We start from the raw sequence: 13,132 nt of genomic DNA, 5'->3' as shown, positions 1-13,132 counted from the left end.
TTGTCATGGTCACTTCTTTTTAACAGCGGAACAACCTGCCATTGTTGTAATTTTTATTGCTTCTGTCGGGGGAAGGTCTGTATTCCTTCTCACCAACTCCTGAACCACATTTTTCGTAAGCTCTTCAAAAGCTTCTTCTGTTGGAGTAGCTGTCTGCAAGGCGGCTGGTCTTCCAACATCACCTGCTTCCCTGATGCTCTGTACCAATGGAATTTGTCCTAAAAATGGAACCTCAAGGTCTTCCGATAGATTTTTTGCACCGTTCTCACCAAAAATATAATATTTGTTATCGGGTAGCTCCGCAGGTGTAAAATACGCCATATTCTCCACGATTCCCAAAACAGGGACATTAATCGCCTCCTGTTGGAACATGGCCACCCCTTTTCTAGCGTCGGCCAAAGCGATTTCTTGCGGAGTACTGACCACTAAGGCACCTGTTACGGGCAAGGATTGCATAATGCTTAAATGAATATCTCCGGTTCCTGGTGGCAAATCCAGCAAAAGGAAGTCCAGTTCACCCCAATGCGCATCAAAAATCATTTGATTTAATGCCTTTGCTGCCATGGGACCCCTCCAAATTACGGCTTGGTTGGGTTGGGTGAAAAATCCGATAGAAAGCAATTTCACACCGTAATTTTCCACAGGTTTCATTTTGGTTTTCCCCTCTACTTTGATAGATAATGGTTTTTCTGAAGCCACATCAAACATAATGGGCATGGACGGTCCATAAATATCCGTATCCAACAATCCTACCTTAAAGCCCATTTTTGCCAAGGTTACCGCTAGGTTTGCCGTAACGGTAGATTTACCAACGCCGCCTTTTCCAGATGCCACGGCTATAATATTTTGTATTCCCGGAATCGGTTTACCCTTGATTTGGTTGACCTTGGGCTTTGCGGGAGTATCAACCTTTAGGTTGACTTTTATTTTGGCCTTTTCGTATACTTCGCGGTGGATAATTTTTAAAATCTCTACCTCGGTTTTCTTTTTTGCCTGAAGACTAGGATTTTTGATGGTAACATCCACTTCTACCTCATCACCGAATACCTGAACATTGGTCACGGAACCGCTCTCCACTAAATTTTGGCCTTCACCGGGTGCGGATATTTTTTCCAATGCCTTGAGAATATCTGTTTTTTTCAACTTCATGAATCCAATTTTTACAAACCAATTGTTTGAACTGGTTCTAAACTACAAAGATACGGTGTTGGCATTAGATTAAGAAGTTGTACTGCTGAATTTCAAAAAAATCATGTATTGAAATATGTGGAGTGGAATAAATGGGTACAAGTGAAACAAAACCGATGGATTATCGTGTTGGTTTTTTTGAAAAACTGTAGTTTAGAAGCTGCTATTTGAAATTATCAACCAACATGCTACCAAAAACCAGAATCCCCCACATTGCTCTATTGCTTATCTCATTGGCTTGGTTTTCTTGTTCCACCAACAAAAACACCTTTACCAAAAGAGATGTAAAGAAGTCGGAAAAATTGATCGGGCTTTATTTTGAAACTAAATATCGTGATACCCTATACCCCTATTTGAAAAGAAACCGAAGTGGGTTTGATTCGTTAAGAAAATACCCATTGGCCAATGATATTTTTCCTGCTATCCGTTTTGACCCCACCCCTTTTGGTTTTTCCATACCCGAGCAACAAAATGGAACTGAGTGGAACATACCAGATAATGTGGAAATCCCAGAACCTTATGATTTGTTGGCATTTTACACCATTCCGCAATTGGCTTCGTTGATCAAAAATCAAAAAATAACGGCCACGGAGCTGACTAAATTTTTCTTGGATCGACTGAAAAAATATCAGCCGGCCCTTCAATGTAGCATTACCATTACGGATAGTTTGGCTTTGGAACAGGCCAAGCGAGCCGACGAAGAAATCAAAAACGGGAAGTATCGTGGTATTTTACATGGAATCCCTTATGGCACCAAAGACCTGATGTCGGTTCCTGGATATCCAACCACTTGGGGCGCAACTCCGTACAAAGACCAAATAATAGATGAAACAGCAACGGTTGTGAAAAAGCTTGAAGATGCCGGGGCCATTTTAGTGACCAAACTGGTATCGGGGGCCTTGGCCCGTGGCGATGTTTGGTTTGATGGTAAAACCAAAAATCCCTGGGACACAACCCAAGGCGCCAGTGGTTCTTCGGCTGGTTCAGGTTCTGCAACATCGGCAGGACTTGTTCCTTTTGCTTTGGGGACTGAAACTTTGGGCTCCATTACGTCTCCAAGTACCCGAAACGGAGTTACCGGTCTACGGCCAACTTACGGTAGAGTTAGTCGCCATGGAGTAATGAGCTTAAGCTGGTCCATGGATAAAGTGGGCCCATTGGGTAGAAATGCCGAGGACTGTGCCATTGTTTTCGAAGCCATTCAAGGAAAAGATAAAAATGATCTGACCACCGTTGACCTTCCTTTTGGCGTTGATTGGAAAAAAGATGTGAAAAGTCTGAAAGTGGCCTATCTAAAAAAAGATATTGAAAAGGACACCACGGAAACTGGTGAAAATCTTAGAAACGCACTCAAATCACTCAAAGAATTGGGCATTGAACCCACTGCAGTAGAAATGCCTGAAGATGTGCCTTATCGTGGATTTGATATTATTTTGAGAGCCGAAGCGGGTGCTTTTTTTGATGAACTTGTCCGTTCGGGCGGGGTTGACGTAATGGTAGAACAAGACCAACGTTCCCGTGCCAATTCCCTTAGACAAAGTAGATTTATTCCTGCTGTGGAATACATTCAGGCAAACCGACAAAGACAGGTACTTATCCAAAAAATGCAGGATTTGATGAAGGATTACGATGTGTTGATTTCACCCACATTTGGAAATGACCAACTTTTGGCAACCAATCTTACAGGGCATCCCGTAATTTCGGTTCCAACGGGTCTGGATGACGAGAACCACCCTACAAGCATGACTTTTGTGGGCAATTTGTACGATGAAGCGAGTATTTTATTGCTGGCAAAAACATTTCAGGATGCCACATCGTTCGACGAATTGCACCCACCGGGATATATGGATTAAAGCTCCGAGGCTGGATCCCAAAAGTATTTTTGAAAGTCTACGATTTGATTTTCCTTTACCGGGATGCCCTCGTTTTCCAGAAGTTGCTGCATAATGTTGCTTCCGTCAAAATGATGTTTGCCCGTTAACACCCCTACACGATTTACCACGCGATGCGCAGGCACATCTTTTGCCAAGGAATTGTTCATGGCCCAACCCACCATTCGGGCGCTTCGGGCTGCCCCTAAATATTTCGCAATGGCTCCGTAAGAGGTTACCCTGCCGTAGGGAATCTGTTTGGCCACTTCGTAAACTTTGTCAAAGAAGTTTTTTTCTTCCATGTTAGCGGTACATTATACGAATCAAGGTAATCACGAGCAGCAAAAGCATCAAAGCGCTTAAAATGTAATTGGAGTTCTTGGAGAAACGGTTGGTCTTGGTCTCCATCTTATCAAAATAAAAGGTGTAGAGGTACAGAACAGAAAAAGTGCCAGCTCCTGCGGCGACCACAAAAGTGGTAATGTCCTTGGCTTCAAACTTTATCCATCCCGCTTCGTTCCACATGGCGTTTAACCCGCTGTAATACGGAATGGTCAATAAATTAAGGGCGGCCAACAAAACTCCCTTGAAAAAACTGTTCTTTTTGCTCAGATTGACTTCTTTAATGGCTTGTGCCTTTGCTTTGTTACGCTTTGCCATTGCGAAAAAATAAACAGCAAAAAAAGCGAACACCGCCACTGCAATTTTGAACAACACATCGATCACCTCTGGATTTTTATATAAAAACTTTGAGATATAAACGGCAATATAGGCTTGCACCATAATGGTACTGGATACTCCTAAACTAAAAATAACCCCGTTCAATTTTCCTTTTTCCACACTAACCTTGGCGGCATTCATATTGAGCAACCCCGGCGGTACGGTAGCCATAAAGGCTGCCGAAAATGTGGCGAAAAAGAGAATGAGTACGTGGGTCATTGGTTAGTTGATCCTAAATTGGATGTATGTAATTGGTTTTCCTTTTTCAAGATACTGATTTTCGTAGAAAGTTTGGATTTTGAGTACTTCGGGAGGCGCTCCTTCGTTTTTATATACATCGTGATTGGCATATATAATTTCGTGTCCCAAACCTTGCAAAAGACCTAAGGTGTATCCGTGCATATATTCGCTATCGGTCTTCAGGTTGATTATTCCTCCTGGTTTCAGGATTTTTTTGTATCGCTCCAAAAATACGGGGTTTGTCATTCGGTGTTTGGTCCGTTTATATTTAATTTGTGGGTCGGGAAAGGTAATCCATATCTCGCTAACCTCTCCTTCACCAAAAAGGTGGTCCACCAATTCAATTTGGGTACGTAAAAAAGCTACGTTGTCCAAACCTTCCTCCAAAGCGGTCTTGGCACCGCGCCAAAATCGCGCTCCTTTTATGTCTATGCCAATGTGGTTTCTGTCCGTGTTCATTTGGGCGAGACCTACAGTATATTCACCCTTGCCGCAACCCAGTTCCAATACAATTGGATTGTCGTTGCTAAAAAAGGATGCCCAATTGCCCTTATACTTGAATCCTGCCAAAACATCTTCCCTTGCAGGCTGCACCACATTGGCAAATGTTTCGTTCTCCTTAAACCTTTTCAGTTTGTTCTTACTTCCCACTTTGGTATTGAATTGAGCAAAAAAATTAATGATTTGGCAAAACTAAGGAAATCTAAAAGCAATTTACATTTTGTTTTTTTGTTGTTATGAATTCTTCCAAACGTATTCTGGTCACCCCGTTAAATTGGGGGCTGGGACATGCCACTAGATGCATTCCAATAATTAAGGCATTGTTGGATCATGGGCATCGGCCCTACATTGCATCGGATGGGGTCGCCCTAGCTCTGCTCAAAAAAGAATTTCCCGATTTGCCAGCTTTTGAATTGCCCTCCTACAAAATATCGTATGCGGAGAAAGGCAGGAATTTTAAAATAAAAATGATTTGGGATTCCCCCAAGGTGCTCAAAGCCATTGCCAAGGAAAAGAAAGCCGTGAAACGTTTGGTTAAAGAACACGGTTTGGAGGGTATTATTTCGGACAACCGATTGGGTGCTTACTACAAAAAAGTACCCTGCGTGTTCATCACCCATCAACTCAATGTACTTTCCGGAAATACAACTTGGATGAGCTCCAAGGCGCATCAAAAAATTATAAAAAAGTTTGATGCCTGCTGGGTTCCCGATGTAAAGGACAAACCCAATTTGACGGGCAAATTGGGCCATTTGAAAAAATCCAAGTTAAATATCGTCTATTTGGGTCCTTTGAGCCGATTTGAGAAAAAGGAACTCCCCATTACCAACGATTTGATGGTTCTGCTTTCCGGCCCTGAACCACAACGCACCTTGCTGGAAGAAAAACTACTTGATGAATTACAAGGGTTCGAGGGTAACATTCTTTTTGTTAAGGGTAAAATTGAGGATGAACAAGTCCAGGAAGAAATTAAGACGTCAAAGGGGAATATTCTGCATTATAATTTTATGAAGTCCGATGAACTGGAAAATGCCCTGAACCAAAGTGCAAAAGTGCTCTGCAGATCGGGATATACAACGGTCATGGATTTGGCCAAACTGGAGAAGAAGGCCTTTTTTATCCCCACACCGGGTCAATACGAACAGGAATATTTGGCCAAAAGAATGCAAAAACAAAGGCTTGTTCCATTTAGCACTCAAGAAGACTTTAAACAGAGTGACTTATCAAAAATAAATGACTTTGCTGGTTTGGCTCAATTTGAATCGGTTGTCGATTTTTCTTCGTTGTTTGCGATTTTCTCCACAGCAGAAGCCTTTTCTAAAGTAAAAGAGAACTCGGAACCTACGTCCACTTCGCTTTCCACATAGATTTTTTCGCCATGGGCCTCCACAATATGTTTTACAATGGAGAGTCCAAGACCTGAACCACCTTCGTTTCGGCTTCCGCTTTGATCCACACGGTAAAAGCGTTCAAAAAGTCGTGGAATGTGTTGTTTGGGGATACCTCCGCCATTATCGGTAACTCGAACGATTACCTTGTTTTTGATAAGGTTTTCCACGCTCACCTCTGTGGTTCCCTTGGGCAGACCATATTTGATGGAATTGACCAAAAGATTGCTGATTACCTGTTGTATTTTCTCCTTGTCCCCGTTAACGTAGATAGGTTCGGTATAGTCCATGTCAAAAGTGAGTGAGATTTCCTTGCGGGCAGCTTTCATCTCCAAAAGATCAAATGTATTTTGAATGAGCTCAATGATATCAAAATCCTCCCGTTCCAACTTTAGCTCACCCGCTTCCAGTTTGGTGATCAAGTCAAGGTCCTTTACAATATAAATCAATCGCTCTACGCCCTTATTGGCTCGTTGAAGGTATTTTTTACGGAGTTTTTTGTCCTTCATGGCACCATCCAAAAGCGTTAGAATATAACCTTGAACGGTAAATAACGGTGTTTTCAGCTCGTGGGAAACATTGCCCAAAAAATCCTTGCGGTACTCTTCGCGAATCTTAAGGGTATCGATTTCTACTTTTTTTCCTTCGGCAAACTTTTCGATTTCCTGCACCAATGTCCTCATGTCCGTGGTTACGGGTTTGGAGGAAAAGGAGGTAGACTCCAATAGGGACACATCATCATAAATTCTTTTGATTCGCCTGTAGATAAAACGCTCTACCCTTATTTGTACGATTACAAAGCAAATTACGAAACAAATAAGTGCGAAAAGTAGGGTATGTAGCCAATTAAGGTAGTCCACATTCCAATGAAACCCTACAAATACCGCGGTGATCAAAACAGTGATTACCAAAGAAGACCGTAACGCAAACTTGTATGATTTCTTTAGCTTAATGGCCATTAGAGCACAAACTTATACCCCACGCCTTTAACGGTTTTAAAGTGGTGGTCACCGATTTTCTCGCGTAATTTTCTAATGTGAACATCAATGGTTCGTCCGCCAACGACTACTTCGTTGCCCCATACTTTGTCCAGAATAACTTCTCGTTTAAAAACTTTGTTGGGTTTGGACGTTAGCAGCGATAAGAGTTCAAATTCTTTTCGGGGAAGGACCATTTCTTCACCATCATTAACGATTTTGTACTCCTCCCTGTTAATAACGATATCACCCACCTTGACAATGTCCTCCACCTCCTTTTTATCGTCCTTCAATCTTCGTAGCAGGGCTTTTACTTTGCTCACCAAAACCTTTGGTTTTATGGGTTTGGTAATGTAATCATCAGCTCCTGCATCAAATCCGGCCACTTGGGAATAATCTTCTCCCCGCGCTGTAAGGAAAGTAATTATAGTATGGTCCAGTCCGGGTGTGTTTCGGATCACTTCACAGGCTTCAATACCATCCATTTCGGGCATCATCACGTCCATAATAATGAGGTGCGGGCTCCTTTTCTTGGCTTTTGCCACACCCTCAACACCGTTTTTGGCAGTGTATACTTCGTAGCCTTCGGCTGAAAGGTTGTAGCTTATAATTTCCAGAATATCAGGTTCATCGTCAACCAATAGAATCTTAATGTCCTTGTTTTTCATGGGATGGTATTTCTGTGTTAATCGCCCAAATGTAAAGATAATACACTTACGGGATAAACGCTTAACGTTGATTTAATCTAGTAACATTATTGTAACACAAGTGAAATAAACACTTAACATACAACTAACACCGCTTTTACAACCCGTGGCGTTCTTTGCAACCGTAACAATAGGTAAAATCACCTGATTAATTAAAACGACAAAACAAAAAGATTATGAAAAAAATTCTTTTTTCCTTATTGACCATTGCCTCTTTCGCTATTAGCTCTTGTAGTAGCGATGACAATGGCCCAACTCCTGGTCCAGATCCGGACCCGGATCCAGACCCAACCGGAGAGACAATAACAAAAACTGGTGCCATCACTGAAGATGAAACTTGGGAAGCCGAAAACATTTACGTTTTGGATGGAAAGGTTATCGTTAGTGAAGGGGTAACGCTAACTATCGAAGCCGGTACAATTATTAAAGGGGAAGAAGGGCAAGAAACCCTTGCTTCTGCTCTTGTGGTCGATCAAGGAGGTACATTGATGGCAGAAGGTACGCCTAGCAGCCCAATTATCTTTACATCTGTACTCGATGGTATTGAGCCTGGTGAAACAACCGGAACATTGACCACTGCCGATACAGGTCTTTGGGGAGGTGTAATTGTTTTGGGTAATGCTCCCATCTCTGTTAACGGAGATATCGAGACTGCCCAAATCGAAGGGCTTCCTGCAGATGAGGACTACGGACAGTACGGCGGTAACGACCCTGCCGATAATTCTGGATCCTTGAAATACATTTCTATCCGTCACGGAGGTATTACCATAGGACAGGACAACGAAATCAATGGATTGACACTAGGTGGTGTTGGTTCAGGCACAACCGTTGACCACATCGAGGTGGTAGCCAACCAAGATGATGGTATCGAGTGGTTCGGTGGAACCGTGAACGTAACAAACGCATTGGTTTGGAGCCAAGGGGATGACGGTTTTGATGCCGATCAAGCTTGGTCAGGCACATTGAGCAATGGTGTAGTTGTAATGTCCTCAGAATCCGGCTCAGGTCTTGAACTTGATGGACCAGAGGGTAGCGTTGCAACCGAGGATGGTTTTACTATGGAGAACATCACACTTATCGGCGCTGGAACATCCAGCTTTTACGCTGACCTTAGAGATGGACTTATCGCCAACTTGAACAATGTTTTTGCTTATGATTTTAGCGCTGAGGCCACAGTAAATATTAACGGTGCCGATTCTGCAACCGAACTTACCAATGACAGAATAGCTTTCTCTAACTGGGAAATTGTTTTGCCAGAAGGATTGGTTATGGCCGATATTTTTGGTGGAGACTTTACCGAAGGTGACGAAAGCAAATTCTTGGACAATGCTACTGCTGTAGGTACAGGTAGTGTTGGTGCGGATATAAATGCATTCTCTTGGACCTTGGCAGCTTCCGAAAGTGCCATTCCTGCAGCACCGCTAGGAACTACTATCACAAAATCCGGTATCCTTACCAATGATGAAACATGGACAGCTGAAAACATCTATATCTTGGATGGAAAGGTAGTCGTGGATGATGGCGTGACCTTGACCATTGAGCCAGGTACTATTATTAAAGGTGAGGAAGGACAAGAAACACTTGCCTCTGCACTAGTTGTTGACCAAGGTGGTACATTGATTGCAGAAGGTACCGCAGATAGCCCTATCATCTTTACCTCCGTTTTGGACGGTATCGAGCAAGGACAAACCACGGGAACACTGACCACTTCCGATATTGGTCTTTGGGGAGGTGTGATTGTTTTGGGTAAAGCTCCTATCTCCGTAAACGGGGACGTAGAAACCGCCCAAATCGAGGGAATTCCTGCCGACGAATCCTACGGACAGTACGGTGGTACCGACCCGGCCGATAACTCTGGATCCTTGAAATACATTTCCATCCGTCATGGAGGAATCACCATAGGACAGGATAATGAGATCAACGGATTGACACTAGGTGGTGTTGGTTCCGGTACAACGATCGACCACATTGAAGTGGTTGCCAACCAAGATGATGGTATCGAGTGGTTCGGTGGAACCGTGAACGTAACAAACGCATTGGTTTGGGCTCAAGGGGATGACGGTTTTGATGCCGACCAAGCTTGGACAGGTTCCATGACCAACGGTGTAGTGATTATGTCGACTGAATCAGGTTCTGCTCTTGAACTTGACGGACCAGAGGGAAGTGTTGCCACAGAAGGCGGTTACACCTTTGAGAACATCACCCTTATCGGTGCTGGAACATCCAGCTTTTACGCTGACCTTAGAGATGGACTTATCGTCAACCTGAACAATGTTTTGGCGTACGGATTTGGTACCGATGCCACAGTAAACATTAGCGGTGCCGATTCTGCTACCGAACTTACAAACGACCGTATTACTTTTTCCAATTGGGAGATAGTTTTGCCAGAAGGTGTTCTTTTGACCGATATCATCGGTGGAGACCTAGTTCCTGCAGATGCCAGCAAGTTTAATGACAACGCTACAAGCATTGATTCTGTAGATGATGCCACGGTAGGTGCAGATGCATCCGTATTTACCTGGACTTTTGCATCCTCCGAAGAGGCGTTGTAAACCTTAGTTAAATACCAAATAAAATAATGTCCAAAGGTTCTTTTTTAAGGCCTTTGGACAATTTTTGTTAAATAAAAATGCTACTTAAATCATAGAAATGCTAAAAAATATTCTTTTGGCGACCACCTTGTTTCTTGCACAATGGTGTTTTGCTCAGACTGGAACCATTAGTGGAAAAATAATGGATGGAGAGTTTAACGATATTCTGCCATTTGCCAATGTATTGATAAAAGGAACCACCGTTGGAGCTACTTCCGATTTTGAAGGAGCCTATGCTTTGGACGTAGAGCCAGGTACCTATACCGTTACTTTCTCTTACCTTGGCTATACCACACAAGAAATAACAAATGTTGTTGTAGAAGCCAACAAAACAGTAGAGGTAAATGCAACTTTAGAGCCTGCAGCCTCTCAATTGGATGAAGTGGTCCTGACCACCACAGTAAGACAGAATACCGAAGCTTCCGTTTTGAACCTTCAAAAAAACTCGGTTACCTTGATGGATGGTTTGTCTCTAGAATCAATAAAATCAACCGGGGCCAGTAATATTGCTTCTGCTATTAAGCGAGTTCCAGGGGTTTCTGTACAAGAAGGCAAGTACGTATATGTTAGAGGTTTGGGAGACCGATACACTAAATCCATACTGAATGGAATGGACATCCCCGGATTGGATCCTGACAAGAACACCGTACAAATGGACATTTTCCCGACCAATATTTTGGAAAACGTAATTGTTTTGAAATCCGCAGCAGCCGAATTGCCCGCAGACTTTACTGGTGGTGTTGTGAACATTGTCACCAAGGATTTTCCAACACAAAAACAAATGTCCTTTTCTGCATCCGTGGGTTACAACCCAAGTATGCATTTTCAGGATAACTACTTGAGCTATGAAGGTGGTGGCACGGACTTCTTAGGTTTTGATGATGGCACAAGGGAATTGCCCATTTCACCAAACACTGATGTTCCCAGCCCTTCAGATTCACAAAACAATAGTGCTTTGGAAGGTATTACACGTTCTTTCAATCCAACTCTGGCGACCGAAGAACAGACCTCAAAGCCAGATTTTAGTTTAGGTTTCAGTTATGGTAATCAATTTAATGTCGGCGAAAACAGATTAGGTTTCATCGCTTCTTTGGATTATAAGAACACCACCTCTTTCTATGATGGTTTCGAAAATGGAATCTATCAAAAAAGTCCTGAAAGCGAGATTTACGAACTTCGTTTTGACAGAAGACAACGCGGAAATCTTGGAACCAACAATGTTTTGGCATCTGCACTGACCGGACTTTCATATAAAACTGGAAAATCCAAGTACCGGTTAAACCTGTTGCATATCCAAAATGGAGAATCCAGGGCAGCCCTTTTCGATCAAAGAACAGAAATATCAAATGCCATTGATGTGGTAAAGGATAATTTGGAGTATTCTGAGCGTTCAGTTTCCAACTTGCTTCTTTCGGGAAAGCATACATCCGAGGATGCTTCTTTTGTAACCGAATGGAGTCTTTCCCCTACCTTGACCAGCGTTCAGGACAAGGATGTGAGGCTGACCACTTTTATCATCAATCCTGATGGTTTTACCATTAGTTCAGATGCCGGTTTCCCTACTCGCTTATGGCGTGACCTAGAAGAAGTAAATGCCGTAGGTAAAATTGATTTTTCCAAAAGCTATGAACTTTTTGGAAACAAATCGATGTTAAAGTTCGGTGGACTTTATAGCTATAAACAAAGAGATTATAGCATATATAATTACAACATTGCATTTTTCAATTTTAGTACCGCAAGTCTAAATGGAGACCCAAATGCAATTCTTGCAGATGAGAACATCTGGACAACGGAAAACAATTCTGGATCCTTTGTTAGGGGTAACTTTCAACCGGCCAACACTTTCGATTCCGAGCAAAACACAATGGCATTCTATGCATCCAACGAGTTTAAGTTCGCCGATAAGTTTAGGGCCATATTGGGATTAAGAGCAGAACAGTTTACCACATATTTTACCGGACAGAACAATACGGGAACCGAGGTTTACGACAACGAAAAGACCTTGGACGTGCTTGATTTCTTCCCTTCCGCCAACTTAATTTATGAGTTCAAGGAAAATACCAATTTTAGACTTTCTTATTCAAGAACAACAGCCCGACCAAGTTTCAAGGAACTGTCCATAGTACAAATACCAGACTTGTTGACAGGAATTCTATTTCTTGGAAACCTTGATCTTCGGCCTACCTATATAAACAATTTTGATTTCAGGTTTGAAGTATTTGGTGATAGGGCCCAGATGTTCGCCATTAGCAGTTTTTATAAAAAGTTTGATGACCCAATAGAAATTATTGCGTTTGACATTACAGCTCCCAACCAGTTTACTCCAAGGAACTCTCCTTCGGCAACCGTGGTCGGTGTAGAGTTGGAAGCCAGAAAAAACTTCGGGTTTATTGCTGAAGACTTGGAAGATTTGAGTGTAAACTTGAACCTGTCCATAATTGATTCGCAAATTGATATGGCAAGAGGCGAAAATCAGGAATTTGAATCTCGTCAAATCTTTGCAAGGGACGGAGAAACCATTGATGGCAGCAGACAACTTCAAGGCCAGTCTCCCTATTTGATCAATGCAGGCTTGAACTACGACAACAGAGAAACGGGCTTGGAAACGGGAATCTTTTACAACGTACAGGGGAAGACCTTGGAAGTGGTTGGATTTGGTGTAAACCCAGATGTATTCACTCAACCGTTCCATAGTTTAAACTTCAATTTCTCAAAAACCTTGGGAAAAGAGCAGCGTTCAAAAATCAGTATCAAGGCCAATAACATTCTCAACGATGAAAGAGTAAGTTTGTATGAATCCTTCGGAGCAACGAAGCAAAATTTTTCTTTTAGAGATCCAGGGATGTCATTTTCTTTAGGTTATAGTCTAAGTTTTTAAGGTTTAACACCTATTTTACAATGGAAGCCCCCGATAGGTCGGGGGCTTCTTTTTTGCATTTCATCGAAAAG

10 protein-coding genes are annotated in these 13,132 nt (G+C 42.5%); 4 read left to right on the top strand and 6 right to left on the bottom strand.

Annotated elements, in window-relative coordinates:
- Nucleotides 1-9: 9 nt before the first annotated feature.
- Nucleotides 10-1,149 (bottom strand): Mrp/NBP35 family ATP-binding protein, encoded by a 1,140-nt coding sequence (locus tag J4E06_RS04390; protein ID WP_349522828.1) that lies wholly within the window; start codon nucleotides 1,147-1,149, stop codon nucleotides 10-12.
- A gap of 224 nt (nucleotides 1,150-1,373) precedes the next feature.
- Here J4E06_RS04390 and J4E06_RS04385 point away from each other — a divergent pair, with 224 nt between their 5' ends.
- A complete protein-coding gene (locus J4E06_RS04385) occupies nucleotides 1,374-3,041 on the top strand; it encodes an amidase (protein WP_349522827.1) in 1,668 nt (555 codons plus the stop codon).
- Here the strand turns inward: J4E06_RS04385 and J4E06_RS04380 are convergent.
- Genes J4E06_RS04380 through trmB form a run of 3 tightly spaced genes read right to left on the bottom strand, consistent with a single transcriptional unit; the run spans nucleotide 3,038 to nucleotide 4,670 of the window.
- Nucleotides 3,038-3,361, bottom strand: coding sequence for an MGMT family protein (locus tag J4E06_RS04380; protein ID WP_349522826.1), 324 nt, complete (start codon nucleotides 3,359-3,361; stop codon nucleotides 3,038-3,040). The genes J4E06_RS04385 and J4E06_RS04380 overlap by 4 nt on opposite strands.
- Nucleotide 3,362: 1 nt before the next feature.
- A complete protein-coding gene (locus J4E06_RS04375) occupies nucleotides 3,363-3,998 on the bottom strand; it encodes a LysE family transporter (RefSeq protein ID WP_349522825.1) in 636 nt (211 codons plus the stop codon).
- 3 nt (nucleotides 3,999-4,001) lie between these two features.
- Nucleotides 4,002-4,670 carry a tRNA (guanosine(46)-N7)-methyltransferase TrmB gene (gene trmB, locus J4E06_RS04370; protein ID WP_349522824.1) on the bottom strand — a complete coding sequence of 223 codons (669 nt, stop codon included), beginning with the start codon at nucleotides 4,668-4,670 and terminating at the stop codon, nucleotides 4,002-4,004.
- An 86-nt stretch (nucleotides 4,671-4,756) separates the two neighbouring features.
- Between trmB and J4E06_RS04365 the strand changes: the two genes are divergently transcribed.
- A complete protein-coding gene (locus J4E06_RS04365; RefSeq protein ID WP_349522823.1) occupies nucleotides 4,757-5,887 on the top strand; it encodes a glycosyltransferase family protein in 1,131 nt (376 codons plus the stop codon).
- Here J4E06_RS04365 and J4E06_RS04360 read toward each other — a convergent pair.
- Complete coding sequence (locus J4E06_RS04360; RefSeq protein ID WP_349522822.1) at nucleotides 5,773-6,867, bottom strand: sensor histidine kinase; 1,095 nt, start codon at nucleotides 6,865-6,867, stop codon at nucleotides 5,773-5,775. The genes J4E06_RS04365 and J4E06_RS04360 overlap by 115 nt on opposite strands.
- Nucleotides 6,867-7,553 (bottom strand): response regulator transcription factor, encoded by a 687-nt coding sequence (locus J4E06_RS04355; RefSeq protein WP_349522821.1) that lies wholly within the window; start codon nucleotides 7,551-7,553, stop codon nucleotides 6,867-6,869. The genes J4E06_RS04360 and J4E06_RS04355 overlap by 1 nt, the downstream gene beginning before the upstream one ends.
- A 215-nt stretch (nucleotides 7,554-7,768) precedes the next feature.
- Between J4E06_RS04355 and J4E06_RS04350 the strand changes: the two genes are divergently transcribed.
- Nucleotides 7,769-10,144, top strand: coding sequence for a beta-helix domain-containing protein (locus J4E06_RS04350; protein ID WP_349522820.1), 2,376 nt, complete (start codon nucleotides 7,769-7,771; stop codon nucleotides 10,142-10,144).
- Nucleotides 10,145-10,241: 97 nt separating this feature from the next.
- The gene (locus J4E06_RS04345; RefSeq protein WP_349522819.1) at nucleotides 10,242-13,061 is read left to right on the top strand and encodes a TonB-dependent receptor; all 2,820 of its coding nucleotides are present in this window, start codon (nucleotides 10,242-10,244) and stop codon (nucleotides 13,059-13,061) included.
- Nucleotides 13,062-13,132: the final 71 nt, after the last annotated feature.

Source organism: Allomuricauda sp. NFXS6, assembly GCF_040148835.1.
Lineage (GTDB): Bacteria > Bacteroidota > Bacteroidia > Flavobacteriales > Flavobacteriaceae > Flagellimonas.
Note: the sequence above shows the minus strand (reverse complement) of the source record. Positions and strands in the feature narration are given on the sequence as shown.